The following is a 25954-nucleotide window of genomic DNA, read 5'->3' on the forward strand; positions in this document are numbered from 1 at the left end:
TAAAACAGGTACAATGCCGGCACTTCCCTTAATCCGCTGTCCTGTTGTTGAAAGAGTTGCCTATGGTCGATAAAGAACCTGATTTCCAGCCATCAGAAGAGCGCAATGAATGGGACATGGAGCGCATCCACGAATTGGCGGGGCGCTTATTGCCCATTTATGCCGATGTCGCTGCCGGTCGCATTGATGACCCCAAAATTCAACGCTATCTGAATGAGTTAATCGGCATTTTACACGATTTGCATCCCGCCGATATGGCGACGGTGTTGGAATCGTTGCCGCAGCAAGAACGGGTGATGGTGTGGAAGCTGTCTGAGCCTGATGAAGACGGTGAAGTGTTGCTGGAAGTGTCGGATGCGGTACGCGAAACCTTGATTGAGAGCATGGGCCAACAAGAATTGTTGGCGGCCATCGAGGACTTGGACGCAGACGAATTGGCCGAGCTGGCGCCCGATTTGCCCAAAGAAGTGGTGCACGAGGCCTTGGAATCCTTGGATGCCGAAGAACGTGCGCAAGTGGTATCGGCCTTGTCGTATGAGGAAGACGAAGTCGGTGCGCTGATGGACTTTGAATTGGTCAGCATCCGTGCCGATGTGACGTGTGAGGTGGTGTTGCGCTATTTGCGCCGCTTTGAAAGCCTGCCCGACCATACCGATAAAATCTTTGTGGTGGACGACGACGATGTGTTGCAAGGGGTGTTGCCGATACGCAGTCTGTTGGTGTCTGACCCTGAAGAATTGGTGGAAAACGTGATGTCCACCGATGTGGTGCGTTTTCGCCCTGAAGACGATGTGGAAGAAGCGGCGGCGGCGTTTGAGCGCTATGACTTGGTGACCGCGCCGGTGGTCGACAACAATAAAAAACTGATAGGCCGCATCACCGTCGATGAAATGCTCGACGTCATCCGTGAAGAATCCGAAGCCGACATGTTGAATATGGCGGGTTTGAAAGAAGAAGAGGATTTGTTTGCGCCGATTATTGATTCTTTCAAAAACCGTTGGATGTGGTTGGTCATCAATCTGTGTACTGCGTTTGTGGCCAGCCGTGTCATTGGCATGTTTGAAGGCTCGATAGAAAAAATCGTCGCCTTGGCCGCCTTGATGCCGATTGTCGCAGGCATAGGCGGCAATTCTGGCAACCAAACCATCACCATGATTGTGCGCTCTTTGGCGATGGGGCAGCTTAATTTGAGCCAATCAGGGCGCTTATTGCGCAAAGAACTGGGCGTGGCCTTACTCAACGGCGTGATTTGGGGTTCGGTGATGGGCGTGGTGTCGTATTTGCTGTATGGCAACATCGGCATAGGCTTGGTGATGGTGGCCGCCATGACCTTAAATTTGGTTTTGGCAGCGACGATGGGGGTGTTAATTCCGGTGGTCATGGAAAAATTTGGGCGTGATCCGGCCTTGGGCAGCTCGGTATTGATTACTGCCGTCACCGATTCGGGTGGGTTTATGATTTTCTTAGGTTTGGCAACGATATTCTTATTATGACCAGCATACGTGATTGGCTGCAGGCCAGCCCTTTACCGAAACTTGAAGCACGCATGTTATTGCAATATGTCGGCGGTTTTACGCGCGCGCATTTGGTGGCGCACGATGATGAGGTGTTGCCCGAGATGATGTTGTGGCAACTCAATGACATGCAACAAGCGCGGCTAGACGGCGTGCCCATGGCGTATTTATTGGGCGAGCGCGAATTCTATGGGCGCGTGTTTCAAGTCACGCCCGCTGTGTTGATACCGCGGCCTGAAACCGAGTTGTTGGTGGAAACCGTGTTGCAATACTTGCCGCAAGGCGGCCGCGTGTGGGACATAGGCACTGGTAGCGGCATCATCGCCATCACCAATGCGTTGGAGCGCAGCGATGCCACGGTACATGCGTCGGACATCAGCGCCGCGGCAGTAGACATCGCTCGCAATAATGCTGGCCGTTTGGGTGCACAAGTGGTGTTTCATATCGGCTCTTGGTACGAAGTCATGCCTGTTATCACTGAGCCAGTGGATGTGTTGGTGTCCAATCCGCCTTACATTCACAAAGACGATGCGCATTTGGCGCAAGGCGATTTGCGTTTTGAACCGCAGCAAGCGTTGACCGATTTTGATGACGGTTTAAACGCTTACCGCGCCTTGGCCGCCGACTGTGCACACTATGTGAAGTCACAAGGTTGGTTAATGGTCGAGCATGGCTTTGAGCAGGCGCAAGACATACAAGCCATCTTCCAAGCCGCAGGTTTGCAGCAAGTACACACGCTGCAAGACTACGCAGGTTTGGACCGCATTACCTTGGGACAATTGCGTGTTTAATTGCTTCAAAGCCGATAGATTACGCTTACAGGCCGCTTTATGCGGCCTGTAAATGTTTAGGGCACTATCTGGTACACACATCAAGGTGTGTCACCGTAATCGTTACTTGTTAGGCATAGGCAGACGAATACACGCCACACTTTTAAACTATTTGTTGTTGGAAGATAAGGCGAGACATGGCAGCAATCCGCCTAAACGCACAAGCTGCACTTGCTCGTAAGGTAAATAAATGGCAAATCCCGCCGCAACTGTTTATGCAGATGCTATAAACCCTGTTTCCACTTTCCATGTCAGGATGGCGTATGTTGAACAAGGTATTGCCGCTGCTACTGTTGTGTTTTGCCCCGTTGTTGCTGGCCAAAGAGTTGGCTTTGAGTTTTGATGATGGCGTCAACCCAGAGACCAATCTTGCGGCCAAGCAAATCAACCAAGACATTTTGCAACACCTCAGCGACCAGCATGTGACCGCCATTGTGTTTCCCTCGTTGATCAAAACCGGTACGGGCGAGGGCCTAAATCTAGTCGCCGATTGGGGCAAGAATGGACACAAAATTGGCAATCACAGCGACCAGCATTTGAATCTGAATAAACCTGAGGTGACGCTCACGCAATACTTAACAGGCATAGAGCAAGCTCAAAAATCGCTGCAAAACATGGCAGGCTGGACACCACGCTACCGTTTTCCCTTTCTGAAAGAGGGGAATACCACCGAAAAAAGAGACGGTGTGCGCCAGTGGTTACAGACCCATCAGTATCAAGCCGGCGATGTGACCATAGATGCCAGTGATTGGTATTACAACCAGTTGTTTAAGCAATACAGCGACAAAAATGATGCCGTGGCGCTGGAGAAATTGAAGAGCGCGTATGTGGCGCATGTGCTAGACCGCGCCCAATACTACGATGGTTTGGCGCTAAAAACCCTCAATTACTCACCCAAACACGTGTTGTTGCTGCATGTGAATGCCATCAATGCCGCGTATTTGGGCGATGCCATCGTGGCCTTGAGACAACATGGTTGGCACATCGTTGACAGCGACACTGCTTATGCCGACCCGATTTACCAACACAAGCCAGATAATTTGCCTGCGGGTGAAAGTTTGGTGTGGGCATTGGCCAAAGCCCAAGGCCACAAAGGCTTGCGCTATCCCGCCGAAGACGCGCCATACGAAAAAACCAATTTGGAACGCCATGGTATTTGGGTGCAGCCTTAAAACCTTGGGGTGAGGGTGTGGTGAATCAGGATGCTCACTGAGAGGTCTTTAAGATTCACTGTGGTATTGGGATGAGCACAGACTTTTACAGGCCGCTTAAATGCGGCCTGTAAATACTTCATATTCATTATCTGCGTGAATTGGCGTGCAGCATTTCGCTATTCAAATACTGGCTTTGTGGATAATGCCCGCCTCAGCAACAAACACAAAATAGCTCAGAGCCAGACAATCACGTACCTCACTTATGAAGTGGGCAGCAGCACGTGGTGGCAGTGGCTTTGCACGGGCAGGCTGACATTCTGTCTTACACTGCTATCATTGCCCACCTGTTTATTGCAGTGGCTGTTTCACCCACTGCACAAACTCATCCGCCCCGACAAAACCCAATAAAGGCGCGCTGCGTTGGCCGTTTTTGCCCAGTTTAAATATCCCAGGTGGGCCGAACAAGCCGTATTGTTTGAGTAAGGCTTGGTGTTCGGCGGTGTTGGCGGTGACGTCTATGGTGAAGAAACGCTGTTCATCCACTTGGTTGTGGACGGTGTCGGTGTTGAAAGTGTTCATTTGCATTTGGATGCAGGTCACGCACCAATCGGCGTAAAAGTCCAGTATCACCGGTGTGTTGGGGTCTTGCGCCAACGCTTCATCTATGGCGGCCTGTAAAGCCGCCACATTAGTGTATTGGCGACCAAAATGCGCTTGATTCGGTGCTTGCAAACTCAAGGCTTGGTGGATGGGCGTGCTGTTGCCACGCAGGGTTTCACCGCTGAAATAAGCTGAAATCGCCAGCAAGGCAGCGCCCAAGACCAACGGCAGGTATTTCCATTTGCTGATGACTTTGAAGCTGCGGGTAATCAAATACAGGCCGAGTCCGAACATGATGGCGCTGTACAAGGCAATGGTCAGCCAATACGGCAAGAATGGTCGTGCCATGTACACGGCGGCTGCAAGCAATAAACAGCCAAACACCACTTTGATGCTGTTCATCCAAGTGCCGGCTTTGGGCAAGATGTGCGCGCCAAACGTCGCCACCAAAATCAACGGCAAGCCCGTGCCCAGCGCCATCGCATACAAGGCGGCGCCGCCCAAGAAGGCATTGCCGCTTTGGGCGATGTAGCCCAAGGCAAACGCCAAAGGCGGCGCCACGCACGGGCCGACGATGAGGGCGGACAACATGCCCATACCAAAAACCGAGGCGAGTTTGCCGCCACTCATGCGGCTGGATTGCTGTTGGAAATACGATTGGATGCGGCTGGGTAATTGGATTTGGATCACATCAAACATTGCCAAGGCCAACACCACCAACAAAGCGGCGGCGGCGAGCACCACCCACGCTTGTTGCAACCACACCGTGAGCAGCGAGCCCGTCAAACCAGTGACCACGCCGACGACGGTATAGGTCAAGGCCAAGCCTTGCACATACACAAACGACAGCCAAAAGGCGATGCGCTTGCTGCGCTTTTGCCCAACGACGATGCTGGAAACAATCGGCAATAAGGGGTACATGCAAGCAGTGAGGCTCAAACCTATGCCAGCAATGAAAAATGTGAGCAAGCTGCGCCATACCGCATCTTGCTTAAGGTTAAAGCCGCTGCTGTCGGTGTTGTTTGCATAGGCTGCGGTGGCAGTGGCAACAGGTGCAGCACTGGTATTGCTGCCGAAAGTAGGCAGAGCGCCATTGCTGAACACATTGACCTTGCTACTGGCTTGCACCGCAATCAAACCGACTTTATCGACCACAAACTCGGCCTTGGTCGGTGGATAACAAATGCCGACTTCGGCACAGCCTTGGTAGCTGAGGTGGAAGCGGTAGGCTTGAGCAGGATTGTGGGCTTTGCTGAATGGGATGTTGATTTGCGCTTGCTTGAAATACACTGCTTGCGTGCCGAAAAATTCATCGGTCTTGGATTCGGTTGGGCTGAATTGCGCTGTGCCCAATGCTGGGCCATCGCTGTCAAACTGCAGCTTGTCTTTGTAAAGGTAATAGCCATCGGCGATGGTGAATTGCAAAGACACGCCGTCTTCGGTGGCGAACAATTGGGTTTGGTAGGCTTGCTCAGCCGGCAAAATCGAGTTCGGATCGATGGCGGCGTGCAGCCAGCCACTGTACAAAGTCACACACAATGCCAAAAAATAAACCACTTTTTGTTTCAATGCCATACCGCTCATACCTGTTTGCACCATAGTGTTGGTGATGATTCATCAAAGACGCTCATTCTAACACAAGCGCTTATGCCAACCGGGACACAGCGCAAACAAGCGGCCTGTAAAGTTTAGGTAAGGTACATCCAGTCGCGTTTGAACGGATAGTCGCTTTGGGCGCCGCGCAAGCGGCCGTGGTTCACGTCGCCATCGGGTGCGGTGACGAGTATTTGATGGATGCTGATCCACGCGTGCTCAAAACTCATGGCGCAGCCGGCCAAATACAAACGGTAGGCTCTGAGAACGCGGTTGGCTTGGGCAGGGCTTAAGGTATTTTCCAAGATTGCCAGTGCCGCGGGCAGTTGTGCTTCCAAGGCGTCCGACCATGCCCACAGCGTTTTGGCATAGTGTGGGCGCAGGTTTTCAATGTCTACCGCTTCCAAACCGGCATCGGCAACATGGCGCAATGCCTCACCGATGTGCAATAACTCGCCACCGGGGAAAATGTATTTCTCGATGAAATCGCCCATGCCGCCGCCCAATTGGCTGTTGCGGGTGCCGCCGGCGGTGATGCCGTGATTCAAAATCAGTCCACCCGCTTTGACCAAGCGGCGCACGGTTTGGAAATAAGCCGTCATATGGGCGTGGCCGACGTGTTCAAACATGCCGATGGAGGCGACTTTGTCAAACGGCGTGTCGGTTTGAAAATCGCGGTAATCGCACAAATGGATGCTCAGGCGGTTTTGCAAACCTTTGGCGGCAATCAAGGCCTGTGCGTAAGCGTATTGGTTGCGTGACAAGGTAATGCCGCTGCCGCGGATGCCATAGTGTTCGGCCGCGTACACCAACAAGCCGCCCCAACCACAACCGATGTCGAGCAAGCGCTCATCGGCCTGTAAATGCAGTTTGCGGCAAATCAAATCCAATTTGGCCTCTTGTGCGGCGGCCAAATCCATATCGGTAGCGCGGTAATAAGCGCAAGAATAGATGCGGCGCGGGTCTAGCCACAAGGCGTAAAAATCGTCGGACACATCGTAGTGAAATTGGATGTTGGCGGCATCTTGGTGCAGGCTGTGCTGGGCCAGCGAGTGGCCGTAGCGCCATAAGCGCGTCCACCAATGGTTGTGGGCGAGGGTCGGTGCTTGTGCCAAAAGCATGCTGGCCAATGTCATCACCTCACGCATGCTGCCATCTAAATCGGCTTGGCCTTCAACCACGGCGCTGGCGATGTCGCCGATGTGGCCGCGTGCCAAATGTTTGAGGACAGCGTTGTCATGTACATGCAAGACGACTTGGGCATCGGCCGCGCCCAAGCGTTGGCCGCTGCGTAAGCGGATTTGTAGGGGGAGTTGGTGTTGTTGTAATTGACGTGCCACCATCGTGGCCAAGGCTTTGTTCATCGCGAGTTGCTTTCTCGAGTGGTTTAAGGGCTCCTGAATGTGCGTGAATGCGGCCTGTAAACATTTACAGGCCGCTTATGGACGTTTTTGAATCTCAAATACTGCAAATGCCACAAGTATTGCGTTAATAACACTTCTTTCTATAACACGGCGACCGCATGGGCGGCCAAGCGTGAGCGTTCGCCGTGTTGCATGGTGATGTGGCCAAAATGCGGCCAGTTCTTAAAGCGGTCGACCAAATAGGTCAAACCACTGGAACCTTCGCTTAAATAGGGTGTGTCGATTTGCGCTAAGTTCCCCATGCAAACGATTTTGGTGCCTTCGCCAGCGCGGGTAATCATGGTTTTCATCTGTTTGGAGGTCAGGTTTTGCGCCTCGTCTATGATGAGGAATTTGTGTTGGAAGGTGCGCCCGCGCATGAAATTGATGGATTTGATTTTGATTTTGCTCGCCACCATGTCGTGGGTGGCGGCGCGCGCCCAATCACCGCCCATGTCGTCGCTGTGGGTGAGCACTTCCAAATTGTCTTCCAGCGCGCCCATCCACGGGTTCATTTTTTCTTCTTCGGTGCCGGGCAAGAAACCAATGTCATTGCCCAAGGGCACGGTGACACGCGTCATGATGATTTCGCTGTAACGCTGCTGGTCCAAAACTTGGGTCAAGGCCGAGGCCAAGGTGAGCAAGGTCTTGCCGGTGCCGGCTTGGCCAAGCAAGGTGACCAAATCAATTTCAGGGTCCATCAACAGGTTTAAGGCATAGTTTTGCCCCCAATTGCGCGCGGTGATGCCAAACACGCTGTTTTTAGGATGGGTATAGTCTTTGACGGTTTGCAATATGGCGACTTTGTCGGCGCGATTGACTTCGCGCACACGCGCTTGCAGGGTTTTTTCACCGTCTTCGTCTAACAATAATTCGTTTGGCAACATTTGCAAGGCATCGTCGCCTTGGATGCGGTAAAACACCGAGCCTTGTTCTTGCCACGATTGCAATTCACTGCCATTGCGCAGCCAAAATTCGCCGTCCAATTGGCGGTAGCCGGTGTAGAGGACATCGCTGTCTTCCAACACCTTGTCATTGAAATAGTCTTCGGCGTGCAAACCCAAGGCGCGCGCCTTGATGCGGATGTTGATGTCTTTCGAGACCAAAGCCACATGTTCGTAGCCATTTTTTTGTTGTTGCAGGTATTTGACCAAGCCCAAAATCAAATTGTCGGCTTTTTCGCCCAATAAGGAATCGGGCAGCGACGCGGTTTCTACCGAGGTTTGCAAAATGAGTTTGCCGCGTGCTTCTTTGTGGCCGGCCAAATTCAAGGGGATGCCGGAGGTGAGCGAATCGGGTTCTTTGCTGAACAATTCGTCGATGTAACGGCTGGCTTGACGCGCATTGCGCGCCACATCGGTCATGCCCACTTTGTGGGCGTCCATTTCTTCTAAAGTGATGAGGGGGATGTAAATGTCGTGTTCGTCGAAACGGAACAGGCTTTGCGGGTCATGTAACAATACATTGGTATCGAGCACAAACAGTTTCTTGGTCGTCATGTAAACCCTCCACTTGTGACAGGAATGTCATCCTTAGGTAGCAAGCTTACCCATGCGGCCTGTAAGCTTGGTTGTCAATTGGTTACAGAAGTGCCTTACTGACAGTGTGAGCCTAAGCGCCAAGCTTGGCAAACCCTGTCAACGCCAACACAGCATAAAAGTCTTACATGACAGTAACGTGACTAGGGAAGCTGGCGTTTGCGTCCGGACAATAAGCCGTTGATTAATACAATGATTGCCGCTGCGCTCAAAATCCACAACACGCCATGCCAATGTTGCTGTGCTTGTTGTAATAATCCCAATAAGGGCGGCGCCAATGCTGCCAATAAATAACCCAAACACTGCGCCATGCCAGACAAAGAAGCGGCGCGGGTAGGCGTGTGGGTACGCAAGCCCATGAACATCAAGCCCAATAAAATGGCGCCGCCCGAGCCAAAGCCTATCATCGCCGCCCACACAGACGCGCCTTGCGGCCACAGATTTAAACCGACCAAACCCAATAACATGCACACGCACACCAGCGCCGTCGGCAACACTTGGTCTTGAAAACGCGCCATCAATGGCACGATGACAAAACCGGGCAAGGCCGAAAACAATTGTAACAATCCGTGTATCGAGCCGGCGGCGCTGGCGCTGTAACCAGCGGCCTGTAACATGCTCGGCAGCCACGTAATAATGCTGTAGTAAATCAGCGAGTTCACCCCCAAGAACGCAGTCACTTGCCACGCCAACAGGTGTTGCCACACCGGCGTGCTGCTGCTGTCTGCGTTACTACTTGCAGTATGTGCACTGGGCGCGGTTGTTTTAAGCTGTGGCAACCAGACGATGAAGGTAACGATGGCAACGAGCACAAACGCAAACAAAGCCTGCGCCCACGTCCATGACCAAACGTGCATCAAGGGGATGACCAAGGCCGAACCCGCCGCTGCGGCCACGCCCATGGTGAAGGCATACACACTGGTAATCAGCGCGATTTTGTCAGGAAAGCGCTGTTTCACCAAGCTGGGCAACAACACATTGCCTATGGCGATACCTGCGCCTATGAAAGCTGTGCCGGTGTACAACATGCCCACGCTCGGCATTAAGCGGCCTGTAAAACCAATGATGATGAGCAACAAACTCAAGCCCAAGCTGCGGTCTGTGCCGATTTTCTTGGCCAATAGCGGTGCCAATGGCGAAATCAAGGCGAAAGCCAGCAAGGGCAAGGTGGTTAACAGACCTAAGGCCGAGCTGCCCAAATGCAAATCTGTACCGATGTTTTGCATCACCGGCCCGATGCTGGTGATGGGCAAACGCAAATTACAGGCAATCAACAAAATGCCCCACAGCAACAGCGAAGACGACGGTTTTTTCATGATGTGATGTGATTTTTAATAAAGGAATACAGTGTATTACAAATGCCCCTGTAAAAATTTAGCTATAATGCCAAAAAATCACTCAAAACAGACAAAATGGTCGATTTTCACCAACACTTAAACCAAACCCACCAAGGCGCTTTGTCGCAACGCCTCAGCGTTACCCGCGTGACCGCCAGTGCTTGCGATTACGAATCGCCTGAGCACGAGCATGCGCAAGGGCAATTGGTATTGGCTTTGGCCGGTGGTGTGCGCTGCGCCATCAATGGGCAGGTGTGGATGGTGCCGCCGCAAGGGGCGGTGTGGATACCGCCGCACCATGTGCACACCAATTATGTCACCCACAATGCCGAGGTGTGCATGGCATTTATCGCCGCCGACATCGGTTTGGCGGCCATGCCCACCGGCACGATAGCCGTGACTGAGGTCTTGCAAGCGGTGTTACTGCAATTGGCAGATTTACAGGCCGCATCTGCAGTGAATACCGAGATGGGTGCAGATGAGGTGAACACTAATGAGAAAGAACAGGAATATGAACAGCGTTTGATGGATGTGTTGCTATTGGAATTGCCACGGGCACAGCCGCAAGCATATGCCATCCCAGTATTGCACCATCCGCGTTTGCAGCCGCTGTACCAACAGCTGTTGGCGCAGCCGCAAAACCGCGACAGCAGCCAAACTTGGGCAGAGCGTTTGGCCATCAGCGAACGCACACTGCTGCGTTTGGTGAAGCAAGACACGGGCTTGAGTTTCGCGCGTTGGCGTCAGCAAGTACAGTTATTGCACGCCTTATTGCAATTGGCGGCGGGCAAAAGCGTGCAGCAAGCGGCGATGGATTTGGGTTATGAATCGGTGAGCGCCTTCATTACTGTGTTCAAAAAACGCTTGGGCACCACACCCAAACGCTATTTTTCGGCACCAAATAAAGGCGAGTGGCGCACGCACAAGCCAACCAAGGATTGAGGTGTGTGGGTATTGAGAAGTTTAGCGATGAAATGAATAGCGCAACAGCGCTGTTGTGGTGTGAATTCGCATCTAGCTTGTGTTTATAACGGGTAAAGGCGGCCTGTAAGCTGCAGATGGAGGAATTGACAGCTTGCAGCTAAGTGGGTGAACGCCTGAAAGCGGCCTGTAAACCGTAAATCGTGATTTTGAAAGCTTTCAGATACGCAGTCATGCAATCAATCAGCAATGCGGCCTGTAAGCCAAATCAAGCACACGCTGCAAACCAGGCAGCTTGCAGCGTGTGTTAGCAAGGCATGTGCCCCACTTTAAACCAAGGGTGAAACAGATTTAGGCAAGGCTTTGCACAAACGCCAATACCTCGTCCACATGGCCTGCCACTTTGACTTTGCGCCATTCTTTTAACAATGCGCCGTCTGCACCGAGCACAAATGTCGAGCGCTCTATGCCCATCACTTTTTTGCCATACATGTTCTTTTCTTTGATGACATCAAATTGCTTGCACACGGTTTCTTCTTTGTCGGACAACAACGGGAAATTCAATTCTTGTTTGCAGACAAAGTTTTGATGCGATTTGACGCTGTCGCGCGAAATGCCGACCACGGTATAACCAGCGGCTTTGAACGCGTCTATGTTGTCGCGAAAGCCTTGGGCTTCGGTGGTGCAACCAGGAGTCGAGTCTTTCGGGTAGAAATACACCACCAACGGCAGGTGTTCCGCTGTCACAAAGTCTTCGCCCGAGTCGGCAGGCAAAGTGAATAAATATTGTGCATTCATAATCAGGTATCCATAAACAAAACCATGGACATTGTAACACCGCCCATGGTTTTGTGATTTACAGGCCGCTTTAAGATGAGTGGCGCTGCTTTTTGTAAGAAATAGGGATGAAGCAAACACAACATCGATAATGCTAAACACAGTGTCACTCCGACTTACTAACCCGAAATAAAACCACCACTATTCACACATTAATCATACCCAAACACATTATTGGGCTTGAGCCAACACACCTGCCGCTGTCAAAATAAAATCATCGCTTTTCGGTTTGCCTATCAGCTGTACCGCCAATGGCAGCGTGCCCGTGTTGGTAAGTGGGATGGTGACCGTTGGCAAGCCCAATACCTGCCATGGGCGGCTCATAAACGGTGCACCGGTGCCGGTTTCTTTCAAGGGCGCGACCCCTGGGGCGGCAGGTGCAATCAACACATCAATGTTGTGCTGTTGCCACCATTGCAACAGCGCTTGTTTCAATACTTCGACCCGTGCCACTTTGGCCACATAAGCCTCATATGGCAAGGCCAAGCCTGTTTTAATCAAATCGTTTAATTGGGCGCTGATTTGACCGGTGCTGGTTTCGTAAACCAAATTGCGCGCGACCTCATACGCCATGATGTCGCCATGCAAGGTAGTGAGTTCGGCGATGGCGTCACTGTGCTCAAATACCTGTGCTTGATGGCCTTGTTGGCTCAGCTTGCCGACAAAATTTTGCAAGGCCAGTGCCATGCCGTCTTCGATCGGGCCTAAGGCACTGCCATCAAAACTACTGAAGCGCAGACTGCTGGGCAAGCTGACCGCTGCTGGAGATTTTTGCAGCAAAATGTTTCTGATGAATAAAGTATCATTCACATCATTGCTGATGATGCCCAAAGAGTCGAGTGACTGTGCCAAAGGCTGGATATTGCGCAGTGAGTATTCATTTTTGCTGCCGACATAGCCAACGCTGCCGCAATACGCCGCAGGGCGAATAACCGAGGCTGCGGTTTGGGTGCCAAATGCAAATGGCACCATAAAATCGGCCACGGCGGCGGCTGAACCACTGGATGAACCACCGGGGGTGCGGGTTTTGTCGTGTGGGTTATTGGTTTTGCCGGCTTTGAAATAGGCAAATTCAGTGGTCACGGTTTTGCCCATCACAATGCCACCAGCGGCTTTGATGGCGGTCACACAAGAGGCATCCATGGCTGGGATGCGCAGATTGTGGATGTCCGAGCCCATACGGGTGGGAATATGGGCGGTGTCGATGACGTCTTTGACTGCAAATGGCAAACCTTTGAGCGCAGACTGCTCGTAAAATTCGCGCTGTGCCTCGTATTGGGCCAAGTAATTTTCTTGGCTGACCAAGTATTGCCACGCCAACACTTCCGGCTCGCGCTCGGCGATTCTGTGATAATAGGAACGAATGATTTCAGGCACCGTCACCGCGCCTGTATCAAGCAATTTCAATAATTCTGTCAATGGAAAAGTGCAATACTCAGGCTGATTCGTTTTCATATTCATTACTCATGATGTGGGTTTTTGGGTAAATGCCGCCTAAAAATCAATGGCTTCTGTCATGGCCTCTTTTTCAGCATACAACAATTGCCAAATCAATAGTCATTCAATTTAAGTATAAAATTATACTTAAAAAGTAATGGAAAATTACAAATAAAAAGAAAATAATGATTTACACGGCAACGGCACGTTGAGGAAAAGTGTGGTGGCCAGATTCAACAACAGACACAAAAACCCGTTGTTGAAAGAAGCAGATACAAAAATAACAAAGACAAAATCAAGACTCCAAAATCAAAACGCATTTGGAATATTTGACCACAACTCACAAAGGATGAAATCACAATGATTAAGTCAGAATCTCAAGTTGTAGAGGAACCTACCCATACCCACAGCCATACCTCGTCTGAGAAAGCCGGCCTGTATTCTTGGTACGTGGTATTGCTGTGTATGGTGGCATACATTTTTTCGTTTATCGACAGACAAATTTTGGCTTTGATGATTGAACCGATCAAAGCCGATTTGCACATCACCGATACCCAATTCAGTTTATTGCACGGTTTAGCATTCTCGCTGTTCTATGCCTTCATGGGCTTGCCTTTGGCTTACATCGCCGACCGTTTCTCGCGTCCCAAACTCATCGCCATTGGCATTGTGTTTTGGAGTGTCGCTACCGTGGCTTGTGGCTTGAGCAAAAATTTCATCCATTTGTTTTTGTCACGCATGGGCGTGGGCGTCGGTGAGGCGGCTTTGTCGCCAGCGGCGTATTCAATGTTCAGTGACATGTTCAGCAAAGAAAAATTGGGTCGCGCTGTGGCGGTGTACTCGATAGGTTCGTTTGTTGGCGGCGGCATTGCTTTCTTGGTTGGTGGTTACATTATTGGCTTGTTGAAAGACATGACGTTGATTTCTGTGCCGGTGTTTGGCATGCTCAAACCATGGCAGTTGGCATTTGTGATTGTGGGTTTACCCGGTGTGGTCATCGGCTTGTTGGTGTTGTTGACAGTAAAAGACCCAAAACGCAAAGGTCAAAAAGTGGATGCCAATGGTCAAGTGGCCAAAGTCAGCCTGAAAGACACGTTCGCATTTTTGGGCAAACACCGCAAAACCTTCACCTGCCATTATTTGGGCTTCACATTTTACGCCATGGCCTTGTATTGCATCATCAGCTGGGCGCCGGCATTTTACATCCGCAAATTTGGTTTAACCCCGACCGAAGCCGGCTATATGTTGGGCACGGTATTGTTGGTGGCCAACTGTTTGGGCGTGTGGGTAGCGGGCTGGTTAAATGACCACTTCATCAAAAAAGGCCGTAAAGATGCGCCGATGTTGGTGGGTGTGATTGGTATTGCCGGTTTGATTATCCCGATGTTGACTTTCACCCATACCGACAGCTTGGTATTGTCAGTGGTGCTCTTGGTACCAGCGATGTTCTTCGCTTCTTTCCCTATGCCGATCTCAACCACCGCCATGCAAATGTTGGCACCTAACCAATTGCGTGCGCAAATTTCCGCCATCTTCTTACTCATCAGCAATTTGGTGGCGGTGGGCATAGGCACGACTTTGGTGGCTTTGATTACCGATAAAGTGTTTACCAATCCCGCCATGGTCGGTTCATCGTTGACCATCGTCGGTACGGTGGCGTGTGTGTTGACCTTCATCTTGTTGCAACGCGGTTGCAAAGCCTTCAGCAACAGCATGGAATCGGAATACAAAAACTGATGACAGCCGTGACACAAGTCCAAGCCCTGGGTTTGGACTTGTTGCCATACCCACCACGCTGAAGGAGTGAGAAATGCAGCCCTTGTCCATGCAAAGCCACAGTCACTACATTCAAAAATACAAATTGTTTCAGTCGCAAGACTTTGATGCGGTACAAGAGCGCATCAGCCACTATTTGTGCGCGCATGAATTCAAACAAGTGCACGATGCCTTGTTGGATGTGCAATTGTACGGCTTCAAACTGGGCAATTCGGCCTTGTTTGATTTGCAATACCGCGCACCGGTGGAAGTCATCATTGATGCGCGCAGTGAGTTTTATTTTTTGCGTTTGACCTTGGATGGGCATTGCCAAGTGTTGACGGAAAACGATGAGGCCTCGCAACACATCGGGGAGATTTCGGTTTCCAATCCGGGGCGGCGCAATAAAATCGTCACCAATCAAGACTGCCGCAATCTGGTATTGAAACTGTCCAAAGCCGATTTGGAGCAGCATTTGGCCGAAAAACTCGGTTACAGGCCGCATCAAGCACTGGTGTTCAATGCCGCTGCCATTGGCGTGGACGAATACCAAATCATTGTCGACACCATCCATTACCTGCTGCAAGTGCATTACCACAGCGAGGAAATGTGGCCAGACTTGTCGCAACACTTCAGCGATTATTTATTGAATCTGCTCTTGCTCAATCTGCCGCACAACCACAGCGACAGCTTAAAAAACCGTCACCGCAAACAGCTATTGCCAGCGTATGTGCGCGCGGCCAAGCAGTATTTAGACGAGCATTTGCATGACGAGGTGAGCATGGAAGAAGTCAGCGCCGCTTGTGGCGTGGCGCAGCGCACTTTGCAAAAAGGCTTTATGCAATTTTTACAGCAAACACCGGTAGAGTATTTACGTGAGCAACGCTTGCAGAGAATCCACAGCGAATTGTTACAGGCCGATAAAAAAGCCAGTGTGACCGATGTGTTACTGCGCAATGGCATCAACAGCATCGGCCATTTTTCCAAGCATTACAAAAACCGTTTTGGCTGTTTGCCATCACAGACCTTAAAGAAAAAGCATCAATTGAATTAAGTGCGCATTTTGAATCACACGTGCGCATTTGGGTAAGACGACACAGTGCAGACGCGATATTGTTCACTCACAGCAACACACAAACATGAATTTAATCAATGGGTTTGAGGAGAATAAGATGAAAGTAACAGTTTTAGGCGGTGGCCACGGTTGTTATGCAGCAGCAGTGGAAATGGCAGAAAAAGGCCACGAAGTGGTGTTATGGCGTCGCGATACCGCTGCTTTGGCAGAATTGGCAGCCGCTGGCACCATCAACATCAAAGATTACGCCGGCAATCGCAGTGTGACTGTCGGCTTCAAAGATGCCCAAATTGTGGTCAACGATGATTTACAGGCCGCTATCGAGTTTGCCGAATTGGTGGTGATTCCATTGCCAGCCTTGACCCATGATGATTTGGCCAAAAAAGCCGCGCCTTATTTCAAAGATGGCCAAGTGGTGTTTTTGCCACCGGGCACGTTTGGCAGCTATGTGTTTTACAAAGCCGTGCGCGAAGCCGGCAACTCAGCCAAAGTGGCGTTTGCCGAAACCGGTACGTTGCCATACTTGGTGCGCAAACATGGTGTGAACAATATTGTGGTCAGCGGCTATGCCACCCGTTTGCCGACTGGTGTGATTCCGAGTGCCTTGTCTGAACACGCGTTTGCGGTATTGCAACAAGCTTATCCTAGTGTGGAGCCGATAGAAGACGCTCTGAGCGGCGCGTTGATGAACGCCGGCCCTGTCATCCATCCGCCATTGATCATGATGAATGCTGGCCCATTAGAACATTTTGAAACCTGGGACATCCACAACGAGGGCACGCAACCGTCTATCCGCCGCGTGACCACTCAATTGGACGCCGAACGCATGCAAGTGCGCGAAGCCTTGGGTTACCAAGCACCGCATTTTCCATTGGCCGACCACTACAACAAAGAAGGCGAAGGCGATGAGTGGATGTATGGTCGCGGCGCGCATGGCAAATTGACCGACAGTGGCGATTGGCGCGAAGACATCAATCTGAAAACCCACCGCTATATGTTGGAAGACACCCGCTTAGGCTTGTCTTTGTTGGTATCGGTAGGCCGTTGGGCCGGTGTGCCTACGCCAGTGGCAGCCGGTTTGCTCAGCATCGCCTCAGCCGTGGCCGAACAAGATTTGTATGCCAATGGCCGCACGTTTGAAAACTTGGGTTTGGCGGGTAAATCACGCGCCGAAGTACAAGCCTTGTTGCAAGAGGGTTAAGACCATGGCCAATATCCAACACATAGGCATAGTCGGAGTTGGCCGTATGTCAAAAGCGATTGCGATCGCTTTTGCATACGCAGGTTTGCCTGCACAGTTAATCGATGCTAAAGAGCGGCCTGTAAACGAGTTTGAGACTTACCAACAGCAAGCCTTGCAAGACATTAGCAAGGAATTGCAATTGCTGGTGAGCACCGGTTTTCTGTTACAGGCCGATGTGGAGCAGGTATTGGGTCGCATCAGCGTGTTGAGCAAGTCACAAGCGCCAGAATTTTTACAGCGCTGTGATTTGATTATGGAAGGCGTGTCAGAAGTGCGTGAAGCCAAACAGCAAATCTTTGCCTGGTTAGACGCCCACATTCCTGCCGATTGCATCGTCGCGTCCACCACCTCTACTTTCTTGGTGGGCGAGATTGCAGCGATGGTGTCCCATCCAGAGCGGGTTATCAATGCGCATTGGCTTAATCCCGCCTATTTGATTCCTTTGGTGGAATTGAGCAAATCAGCGGTGACTTCGGCGCAAGTGGTGACGGATTTACAGCAATTTCTCGAAAGCATCGGCAAAGTCACCGTGGTGTGCAATGAAAGCGCCGGTTACATCGTGCCGCGCATTCAGGCTTTGGCGATGAATGAGGCAGCGCGCATGGTCGAAGAAGGCGTGGCCTCGGCCGAAGAAATCGACAAGGCGATACGCACTGGCTTTGGTTTGCGCTTCTCCGTATTGGGCATGTTGGAGTTCATAGACTGGGGTGGTGGCGACATCTTGTATTACGCCTCGCAATACCTGCAAAAAGAGCTGGGAGAGCGTTACAGGCCGCCGCAAATCATCCAAACGAATATGGACAAGCAACACAACGGCATGCGCGAAGGCAAGGGTTTTTATGATTATGCCCAAGTCGATGTCAACGCATATAAATTGCAGGTGATGAGCACGTTTGTGAACCGCATTGATGGGGTAGGATTGAAACCAAAATTCAATGTGTTGCATTGACATACAAGGCATGTGTGAGCACACATGCCTTGGTAAGCGTTTAATTGGAAGGAATCAAGTCGGCCAGTTTTTGCAATTGTTGGTTGAGGTGCAAGAGTTCGGCTTCACTAAACTGTTGCAACACGCCCGATAAGGTCACTTGGATGATTTGATTCAGTTGGGCAACCAATTCCAAGCCTTTGGGCGTGAGTTTCACCACAGAAATGCGTTCGTCGGTTTCGGAAGATGACACTTCCAAGATGTCATCTTCGACCAAACGGTAGACCGCTTTGGTGGTGGTGGTGAGTTTTAACAGCGCCAAATTGGCAATTTCGGTAATGCTGGCTTCGCCTACCGAATTGGTACTGAGAATGATTTTGCGCTTTGTATTGTCCAATCCCAATTTTTTAATGGACTTTTCCATGAGTTGTAAGTATTTGCCATTGACTTGGGTAATCCAATAAAACGGAAAATTCAAGATGCTTTCTGGTTCATTATTGGGAAGAAATTTTTCCATTCGCATACGTAGAGTCTTTATTTGCTAGGTTCAGATGTACTGATAATACCTGAATAATCCATGTTTAATGCAATGAGATAAAAAAATATATTTGATTTCAAACAAATTTGCTTGACAAGTTTATTGAAATTTCGCATAGTAAACAAAAATAAAAATACATGGAAAAGTGCATTAAATTAAGTTGGTTTGAACAGTCAGGCTGCAAAGATAAGAATCGAGCAAAGCGGCTGGGTTTGGCTAGAAAAAACAAAGAATCAAATGGCTAAGTAATTTAATACAAAGAACACATTTCTACTGAGGAGAATTCAGATGAGCAATATTTCGGTACCAGATGTTGATAACAGCGCGGCTTTAGCCGAGTTGTGCAAAGAAATCCGCGAACGCGCGTTGACCGGTGAATTTGATGATCAGGCTTACGTGAGCCAAGACATCATTGCGCGCTTAAAACAATTGGGCGTGTACCGCGCGTTCGTACCCAAACGCTTGGGTGGCGATGAGCGTTCTCCTCGTGAATTTTGTGAATTGATAGAGCAATTGTCCAAAGCCGATGGTTCGGTGGGTTGGGTGGCCAGTTTTGGCATGGGCCCGACTTATTTGGGCAGCTTACCAGAAGCCACGTTTGAAAAAATCTTCAAAACCGATCCTGATACCGTGTTCGCTGGCGGCATTTTCCCACCACAACCGGCTGAAATCAAAGACGGTGGTGTGGAAGTGCGCGGTCGTTGGAAATTCTCCAGCGGTTGCATGGGTGCAGACGTGGTCGGTGTCGGCATTACCCCACAACAAGGTGCGGACAACAAAGGCTTGCCGAAAATGGCGGTGATGCCAGCGAACAAAGCCCGCATCGAAATGTGTTGGGACACCGTCGGCCTGAAAGGCACGGGCAGCCACGATTTGGTGGTGGAAAATGTCATCGTGCCAGACGATTGGACGTTTGTGCGCGGTGAGCCATCTCAATTGCCTGAACCTTTCTTCAAATACCCATCTTTGTCTTTGGCCACCCAAGTGTTGGTGGTGGTGGGCATCGGTGTGGCTGCGGCTTCATTGGAAGAATTTGCCAAATTGGCTCCGGGCAAAGCCTCAATCACCGGCGGCAATGAGATTGCTAACCGGCCTGTAACCCAATACGAATACGCTTTGGCCGATGCCGAATTCAAATCGGCACGCGCATGGTTTTACCAAGCGATGGACACAGTATGGAATGAAATCATCAATGGTCGCACCCCGACGCGCGAACAAGTCAGTGACATGCGTTTGTCCAGCACCCATGCGGCGCGTGTGTCTGCCGAAGTTGCTCGCAAAATGCAATTGCTCGCCGGCATGACTGCTATCTACACCAACAATATTTTTGCCCGCTGTGTGAACGACACCAATGTGGTGACGCAACACGCATTCATGGGCGATGCCACTTTGCAAAACGCGGGTGCCATCAGTTTTGGTTTGAATCCTACCCCTGGATTCTTGTAATCAGTGTGAATTGAACGAAATCAATTAAGAAATTGGAGAAGAAAATGAGTGAGAAAAAAACCTTGCGTGTGTTGTTCTGTATGGGCATTAACCAAAACTTTTTTGATGCCGAGCCTGCTGAGGCCAAAGCGGTGTGGGCGGCGTTTGGTGCGATGTGGAACGGCATACACAATATGCCCGGTGTGAATGTATTGGGCAATATGGACGACGACCAAAGCATGGTTGGCCCCAGCACTTCATTTCCATGGACCACGTATTTGTTGGCCGATATGCCAGACATTGAAAGCGTACATGCGGCCTGTAATTTGTTCCGCACCACGGTGGTAGGCGAAGGTCCTTACAAATTGTGGAAGTATTGCAAAGTCGAAGCGCGTGTGGGCCGCGAGTTAATCGTACAAAGCTAAGGGGCACACGATGGCACAAGCACACAATTGGGACGCGGTATTGCAGCGTTTGGCGCAGTTAGAAGCACACAATGCCATCCGCAATTGCATCAATCGCTACATGGAAATCTGCGATGCCTTGTCGGTGGACACCGACTTGGACGAATTGATGGCTTTGTTTGATGCTGACAGCGTGTGGGAAGGCATAGGCGCGAAATACGCTGCCTCATTTGGCCGCTATGAGTCCGCCGCCGCCATCCGCCGCATGTTCGCCACTTACACGCAGCAAGAATCCCATTTTGTGATGAATGCCCATTTTGTGTCGTCTGAGCAGATTACTGTACAAGGCAGTGAGGCCAAGGCTACTTGGTTGATGTTGCAAACCTCCAGTTTTCGCGATGGCCGCAGCCATTTGAATGGCGCCAAATTGCACGTGAGCTTTAAGCAACAAGAAGATGGCACTTGGCGTATCAAACATTTTCAAACCGAAAACCTGTTTAGCCGGCCTGTAAGCCATTGGCACTCCGAAGCCGAACTGCCCGTGCCCAAAACACAACAATAACGTGAAATAGAATTGAGGACATCCTGATGAATACCATTATTCCGATTGAGCAAGAAGCCCCTGATTACGCTGCATTGGTGCAAAAAGACCGTGTACACACGTCTTTGTACAAAGACGAGCAAATCTTCCAAGCCGAAATGGACCAGATTTACAAAAACACTTGGGTATGGGTGGCGCATGCCAGCGAAATCCCTGAGGCGGGCAATTACAAAACCATCACCATAGGCACACAGCCGGTGATTGTGGTGCGTGACCGCAAAAAACAAGTGCATGTCTTACTTAACCGCTGTCGCCACCGCGCGGCCACCGTGTGTGAACACAAAAAAGGCAAAACCAACAGCTTTGTCTGTCCTTACCATGGCTGGAGTTATGCTTTGGATGGCAGCTTGCGCGGCGTGCCTTCACCAGAAGGCTATGGCGAGTGTTTGGACAAAGGTGAATTCCCATTGGTCAGCCTGCGTACCGAAGAATACAACGGCATGATTTTTGCCACTTTTAATGCCGACATCGAGCCTTTGGAAGACTTCTTGGGCGCGGCGAAAAAATGGATAGACTTGTTCATGAAACAAGGCGCTGGTTACCCGATTAAAGTCACCGGTGAACACCGTTTCCGTTTCCCCGGCAACTGGAAAATCCAATTGGAAAACACCACCGATGCCTACCATTTCCCATTGGTACACAAATCATTCCTAAGCTCGGTCGATGAAAAAACCGAAGAGCTGTTCAATTTTGAAAACCAACCGGGTTTTGTTGAAGACTTGGGCAATGGCCACAGCGTGATGGTGATGATTCCGGAATTGGTGGATTTGGACGAAGAATTGATGGAGCGCCCGATTCAAGAGCGTTTTGAAGATTTGGCCGAGGCCTTGCGCCAAGAAGGGCACGAGGAATTGCAAGTGCGCCGCATTGTGCGTGCGGTCGGTGGTTCGGGATTTAACCTGAATTTGTTCCCGAACGTGGCTTGCTCTATGGCATTTTTCCGGGTGATGCAGCCGATTTCTGTGACCGAAACCGAAATTCACCACTCGGTGATTACCATGGACGGTGGTCCGGCGATAGCCAACCAATACCGTTTGCGTTTGCATGAGCATTTCCAAGGCCCGTTTGGCTTTGGTACGCCTGATGATGCGGAGGCGTGGGAGCGTGTGCAACACGGTGCCAGCGCTGGCGACAATTTGTGGATCATGCTCAATCGCGGTTATCCAAATGAAGTTGCCACTGAAGATGGGTTAAAAAGCGATGTGAGCGCCGAAACAGGGATGCGCGCTGCCTATCAACAATGGAAAAAAATGATGACTGCTTAAGGACAAGACCATGAAAACCAATTTACCTTTATTGAACGAAGTGACGGCATTTTTGTGGGCTGAAGCCGATATGTTAGACCACGGTGAGTACCAAGATTGGTTGAGCCTGTGGCAAGACGAGGGCGTGTACATCATACCCATAGACCCAAGTTTAACCGACTACGAAAACCACTTGAATTACGCTTACGACAACCAAGAAATGCGCCGTTTGCGCGTGGAACGTTTGCAAAATGGCGAAGCGATTTCCACCTCGCCTAAGGCCAATATCGTGCACACCGTGTCACGTATTCGCATCTTGCAAGAAGACGGTGAGGTGGTGGTGGTGCGCGCGGCGATGAATTTGCGCGAGTTTCGCAAAGAGCATTTGCGCCATTACACCGCTGACTTGATTTTCCATTTAGTGAAAGACGCCGATACCGGCTTCAAAATCCAACGCAAAGTGGTGAATTTGATCAATTCTACCGACAACTTGGCTGGCATCAGCTACATCATTTAGGAGACGGCCATGAAACAAGTGGTATTGGTTACCGGTAGCGCATCGGGTTTGGGCAATGTCATTGCCGAGCATTTTGCCAAATTGGGTCAGCAAGTGATTTTGTCGGCTTCGACCTTGGCCAAGGCCGAAGCGGCCATCGCCAAGAGTCCGAATGGCCACAATATGGTGCCATTGAAACTGGACATTGCGGTGGAAGCCGATTTTCACAATGCGGTAGCCAGTATAGAGCAGCAATTTGGCCGACTGGATGTGTTGATTAACAATGCCACCGTGACCAAAGCCACGCCAGTATTGGAAATCACCGCGGCTGATTTCGATTGGGTTACCCAAGTAAATCAGCGCGGTACCTTCCAAGCCTGCCAAATTTTGGGCAAATACATGGCCAGCAAGGGTACAGGCCGCATCGTCAATATGGCGTCTTTGGCAGGCCAAAATGGCGGCACCGCTACCGGTGCGCATTACGCCGCGACCAAAGGTGCGATTGTGACCTTGACCAAGATTTTTGCGCGCGAGTTTGCCGCCAAAGGCGTGACTGTGAATGCCATTGCCCCAGGACCGATGGAGTCTCCCATTGTGCACAGCGTGGTATCGGATGAAAAAATGGATCAGTTTATCCAAAACATCCCGGTGAAAGCCTTGGGCAGCATGGAATTCATCGCTGAGACCTGTGCCTTGTTGGCCAGTGGCAGTGCCGGTTTTGTCACCGGTGCCACTTGGGACATCAATGGCGGCATCTACATGCGCTAAGCAATCACAAAAACAACAACAATAGAGGAGAAACACATGTCAACGCTTTACGAGGTGGTGGTGAAAAAACGCCATGTACAAGGACAAAATGTGGCGGTATTGGAATTTGAATCGGCCAATGCCCAAATTTTGCCAAAAATTGAAGCCGGCTCACACATAGACGTGCACTTACCCAATGGCATGGTCAGACAGTATTCCATCTGCCAAGACCCGCGCCATGAAGGGGTATTTCGCTTGGGCATTTTGAAAGATCCTGAGTCGCGCGGTGGTTCAGAATCGGCATTCAATGATTTACAGGACGGCATGCACATACAAGTGAGCGAGCCTAAGAATTTGTTCCCGTTGGTGCCAGCGGCGCACAGTGTCTTGATTGGTGGCGGCATCGGCATCACGCCGTTGATTACCATGGCCTACCAATTGCTCGCCGATGGTGCGTCGTTTGAGCTGCATTATTGTGGTTCCAGCCCTGAGCGCGCCGCCTTTGTCGAAGAATTGGCGCAAGGCGAATTGGCGCCTTTTACGGTGTTCCATTTTAAATCGCAAGGTGCCAGTCACCGCGAGTTTTTCGAGTCGGCAGTCAAAGACTTGAATCCGGCCAGCCATTTTTACACTTGTGGTCCGGTTGGTTTCATGGATTGGGTGATTAACTTGGCTCACAGCCAAAACTTCCCAGATGCGCAAATTCACAAAGAGTATTTCAATGTGGAGGTGGAAACATCGGGCAATGAGTTTGAGGTGGTGGCAGAGCGCAGCGGCAAAACGATTAAAGTGGCGGCCGAAGAAACCATCTTGCAAGCGTTGGCACGCGAGGGCATCAATATTGAAATGTCGTGTGAACAAGGTGTGTGTGGTACGTGCATGTGCGATGTGATTGAAGGCGAGCCTGATCACCGCGATGTGTATTTTACCGATGAAGAAAAAGCCAGCAATGAGCAGATATTGGTGTGTTGTTCGCGTGCCAAATCCGCCCGTTTGGTCTTAGACATTTGATTTTGGAGGACGGTGAGATGGTTAACGTTTCAGAATTTCGCAATGGTATGTGTTTGCTCACTGGTGCGGTGAATGTCATTACCACATCGGGCGACACCGGTCGCTTTGGCTTTACGGCATCTGCTGTGTGCAGCGTGACAGACAGTCCACCCACCTTATTGGTGTGCATGAACCGCTCGTCCAGCTCACATTGCCATTTCAAAGACAACGGTATTTTGTCGGTGAATGTGTTGGGTGGTCATCACCAAGATGTGTCCCAAGCGTTTTCATCCAAAATCAGCATGGAAGAGCGCTTTACCCATGGGGATTGGAGCACTTTGGTCACAGGCGCACCGGTCTTGTCGGATGCCTTGGTCAGCTTCGATTGCCGCGTGCAACACATGCACGACATCGGCACCCACAGCATCTTCTTCTGCGAAGTTGAGGCCATCAGAATGGATGAGGATGCCGACCGCCATGGCCTGATTTACTTCAACCGCGATTACCACCAAGTGGGCAAATTAATTCATAAGTAATGCCATGCAGCCAAACAAATAACGGGTATCTGTATACAAACAGATACCCGTTGTCATGTTTACAGGCCGCATGTTTGCCTAAGCCGCGTGTGGCTTAGCATGCTGATGAACGCTGTCCAAGCTGCAAACTTACAGGCCGCTTTTACTTAACGAAAGCGAATGTGGTCGGTGTCCATGCTGTCGATGATGGCCAAGGATTCCACGCGCACACCGTTGTCGCGCAATTCTTTGCCGCCGTGTTGGAAGCCTTTTTCGATGACGATGCCCACGCCTACGGCAGTGGCTTCGGCTTGTGCCACCACGCTTAACAAGCCACGCACCGCTTCGCCATTGGCCAAGAAGTCGTCGATGATGATGACTTGGTCACCGGCCTGTAAAAAGTCGCGCGATACCGAGATTTCGCTGGTGACGTTTTTGGTGAACGAATGCACGGTGGCTGAGAGCAAATTGCCAGACAAAGTCAACGATTTGCGTTTGCGTGCAAAAATCACTGGCAAGCCCAATACCAAGCCCAACATGGTTGCAGGGGCGATGCCTGACGATTCTAAGGTCAGAATTTTGGTGGCTTGCACGTCTTTGAAGCGCTCGGCGAATTCTTCACCCACGGCCTTCATCAAGGCCGCATCGATTTGGTGGTTGAGGAAGGCGTCCACTTTCAACACGGTTGGGGATAATACGTTACCGAAATCACGGATTTTGTCTTGTAATAATTGCATAATGCTTATCGTTTCAGGACGCTGGCGCAGACGCATCGGTCTGTGGGCAGCGCAGTTAATCAAACAGGTTGGTTTTTAAATCGCATAAATCA

The 25954-nt window shown here is 50.7% G+C and carries 24 protein-coding genes; 16 read left to right on the forward strand and 8 right to left on the reverse strand.

Annotation, left to right across the window (positions count from 1 at the left end; all coding sequences use genetic code 11):
• Positions 1–62 precede the first annotated feature (62 nt).
• The 3 genes from mgtE (at position 63) to BN3003_RS07215 (ending at position 3516) form a co-directional block, all read left to right on the forward strand.
• Entirely contained in the window at positions 63–1493 is a 1431-nt protein-coding gene (mgtE, locus tag BN3003_RS07205) for a magnesium transporter (RefSeq protein ID WP_058355966.1), read from the forward strand.
• On the forward strand, positions 1490–2305 hold the full coding sequence (gene prmC / locus BN3003_RS07210) for a peptide chain release factor N(5)-glutamine methyltransferase (protein WP_058355967.1): 816 nt from the start codon (positions 1490–1492) through the stop codon (positions 2303–2305). The genes mgtE and prmC overlap by 4 nt, the downstream gene beginning before the upstream one ends.
• Before the next feature lie 302 nt (positions 2306–2607).
• Positions 2608–3516: a polysaccharide deacetylase family protein gene (locus BN3003_RS07215; protein WP_058355968.1), complete on the forward strand. Its 909-nt coding sequence runs from the start codon at positions 2608–2610 to the stop codon at positions 3514–3516.
• A 330-nt stretch (positions 3517–3846) separates the two neighbouring features.
• On the opposite strand, the gene dsbD is transcribed toward BN3003_RS07215, so the two are convergent.
• From dsbD to BN3003_RS07235, 4 genes are all read right to left on the reverse strand, one after another.
• Entirely contained in the window at positions 3847–5673 is a 1827-nt protein-coding gene (gene dsbD / locus BN3003_RS07220) for a protein-disulfide reductase DsbD (RefSeq protein WP_058356273.1), read from the reverse strand.
• Between the two features lie 113 nt (positions 5674–5786).
• Entirely contained in the window at positions 5787–7055 is a 1269-nt protein-coding gene (locus tag BN3003_RS07225; protein WP_058355969.1) for a class I SAM-dependent methyltransferase, read from the reverse strand.
• 140 nt (positions 7056–7195) lie between these two features.
• On the reverse strand, positions 7196–8593 hold the full coding sequence (locus BN3003_RS07230; RefSeq protein ID WP_058355970.1) for a PhoH family protein: 1398 nt from the start codon (positions 8591–8593) through the stop codon (positions 7196–7198).
• Positions 8594–8775: 182 nt separating this feature from the next.
• Positions 8776–9948: an MFS transporter gene (locus BN3003_RS07235; RefSeq protein ID WP_058355971.1), complete on the reverse strand. Its 1173-nt coding sequence runs from the start codon at positions 9946–9948 to the stop codon at positions 8776–8778.
• A 96-nt stretch (positions 9949–10044) separates the two neighbouring features.
• On the opposite strand from BN3003_RS07235, the gene BN3003_RS07240 reads away from it, so the two are divergent.
• Positions 10045–10911 (forward strand): AraC family transcriptional regulator, encoded by an 867-nt coding sequence (locus BN3003_RS07240; protein ID WP_058355972.1) that lies wholly within the window; start codon positions 10045–10047, stop codon positions 10909–10911.
• A gap of 330 nt (positions 10912–11241) precedes the next feature.
• Here the strand turns inward: BN3003_RS07240 and BN3003_RS07245 are convergent, their stop codons facing one another.
• Both BN3003_RS07245 and BN3003_RS07250 read right to left on the reverse strand, forming a co-directional pair.
• Entirely contained in the window at positions 11242–11688 is a 447-nt protein-coding gene (locus tag BN3003_RS07245; protein WP_058355973.1) for a peroxiredoxin, read from the reverse strand.
• Positions 11689–11898: 210 nt separating this feature from the next.
• The gene (locus BN3003_RS07250) at positions 11899–13182 is read right to left on the reverse strand and encodes an amidase (RefSeq protein ID WP_108721502.1); all 1284 of its coding nucleotides are present in this window, start codon (positions 13180–13182) and stop codon (positions 11899–11901) included.
• A 342-nt stretch (positions 13183–13524) separates the two neighbouring features.
• Between BN3003_RS07250 and BN3003_RS07255 the strand changes: the two genes are divergently transcribed.
• The 4 genes from BN3003_RS07255 (at position 13525) to BN3003_RS07270 (ending at position 18186) form a co-directional block, all read left to right on the forward strand.
• Positions 13525–14901, forward strand: a complete 1377-nt coding sequence (locus tag BN3003_RS07255) for a spinster family MFS transporter (RefSeq protein ID WP_058355975.1) — start codon at positions 13525–13527, stop codon at positions 14899–14901.
• Positions 14902–14974: 73 nt separating this feature from the next.
• Positions 14975–15973: an AraC family transcriptional regulator gene (locus BN3003_RS07260; protein WP_058355976.1), complete on the forward strand. Its 999-nt coding sequence runs from the start codon at positions 14975–14977 to the stop codon at positions 15971–15973.
• Positions 15974–16091: 118 nt separating this feature from the next.
• Positions 16092–17195, forward strand: coding sequence for an NAD/NADP-dependent octopine/nopaline dehydrogenase family protein (locus BN3003_RS07265; protein WP_058355977.1), 1104 nt, complete (start codon positions 16092–16094; stop codon positions 17193–17195).
• 4 nt (positions 17196–17199) lie between these two features.
• Positions 17200–18186 carry a 3-hydroxybutyryl-CoA dehydrogenase gene (locus tag BN3003_RS07270; protein WP_058355978.1) on the forward strand — a complete coding sequence of 329 codons (987 nt, stop codon included), beginning with the start codon at positions 17200–17202 and terminating at the stop codon, positions 18184–18186.
• Between the two features lie 40 nt (positions 18187–18226).
• On the opposite strand, the gene BN3003_RS07275 is transcribed toward BN3003_RS07270, so the two are convergent.
• On the reverse strand, positions 18227–18688 hold the full coding sequence (locus BN3003_RS07275; protein WP_058355979.1) for a MarR family winged helix-turn-helix transcriptional regulator: 462 nt from the start codon (positions 18686–18688) through the stop codon (positions 18227–18229).
• A 303-nt stretch (positions 18689–18991) separates the two neighbouring features.
• Between BN3003_RS07275 and BN3003_RS07280 the strand changes: the two genes are divergently transcribed.
• Genes BN3003_RS07280 through BN3003_RS07315 form a run of 8 tightly spaced genes read left to right on the forward strand, consistent with a single transcriptional unit; the run spans position 18992 to position 25146 of the window.
• Entirely contained in the window at positions 18992–20149 is a 1158-nt protein-coding gene (locus BN3003_RS07280) for an acyl-CoA dehydrogenase family protein (protein WP_058355980.1), read from the forward strand.
• A gap of 44 nt (positions 20150–20193) precedes the next feature.
• Positions 20194–20553 carry a hypothetical protein gene (locus BN3003_RS07285; RefSeq protein WP_058355981.1) on the forward strand — a complete coding sequence of 120 codons (360 nt, stop codon included), beginning with the start codon at positions 20194–20196 and terminating at the stop codon, positions 20551–20553.
• Positions 20554–20563: 10 nt separating this feature from the next.
• Positions 20564–21094 (forward strand): nuclear transport factor 2 family protein, encoded by a 531-nt coding sequence (locus BN3003_RS07290; protein WP_058355982.1) that lies wholly within the window; start codon positions 20564–20566, stop codon positions 21092–21094.
• A 26-nt stretch (positions 21095–21120) separates the two neighbouring features.
• Positions 21121–22398 (forward strand): aromatic ring-hydroxylating oxygenase subunit alpha, encoded by a 1278-nt coding sequence (locus BN3003_RS07295; protein WP_058355983.1) that lies wholly within the window; start codon positions 21121–21123, stop codon positions 22396–22398.
• Positions 22399–22408: 10 nt separating this feature from the next.
• Positions 22409–22894 carry an aromatic-ring-hydroxylating dioxygenase subunit beta gene (locus tag BN3003_RS07300; RefSeq protein ID WP_058355984.1) on the forward strand — a complete coding sequence of 162 codons (486 nt, stop codon included), beginning with the start codon at positions 22409–22411 and terminating at the stop codon, positions 22892–22894.
• Positions 22895–22903: 9 nt separating this feature from the next.
• Positions 22904–23641: an SDR family NAD(P)-dependent oxidoreductase gene (locus BN3003_RS07305; RefSeq protein ID WP_058355985.1), complete on the forward strand. Its 738-nt coding sequence runs from the start codon at positions 22904–22906 to the stop codon at positions 23639–23641.
• 36 nt (positions 23642–23677) lie between these two features.
• Positions 23678–24631, forward strand: a complete 954-nt coding sequence (locus BN3003_RS07310; protein ID WP_058355986.1) for a PDR/VanB family oxidoreductase — start codon at positions 23678–23680, stop codon at positions 24629–24631.
• 17 nt (positions 24632–24648) lie between these two features.
• Positions 24649–25146 carry a flavin reductase gene (locus BN3003_RS07315; protein ID WP_058355987.1) on the forward strand — a complete coding sequence of 166 codons (498 nt, stop codon included), beginning with the start codon at positions 24649–24651 and terminating at the stop codon, positions 25144–25146.
• Positions 25147–25292: 146 nt separating this feature from the next.
• Here BN3003_RS07315 and BN3003_RS07320 read toward each other — a convergent pair whose 3' ends face one another.
• Positions 25293–25862, reverse strand: coding sequence for a xanthine phosphoribosyltransferase (locus BN3003_RS07320; protein WP_058355988.1), 570 nt, complete (start codon positions 25860–25862; stop codon positions 25293–25295).
• Positions 25863–25954 lie beyond the last annotated feature (92 nt).

The sequence above is a fragment of the Vitreoscilla massiliensis genome (assembly GCF_001457815.1).
Classification (GTDB): Bacteria; Pseudomonadota; Gammaproteobacteria; order Burkholderiales; family Neisseriaceae; genus Vitreoscilla; species Vitreoscilla massiliensis.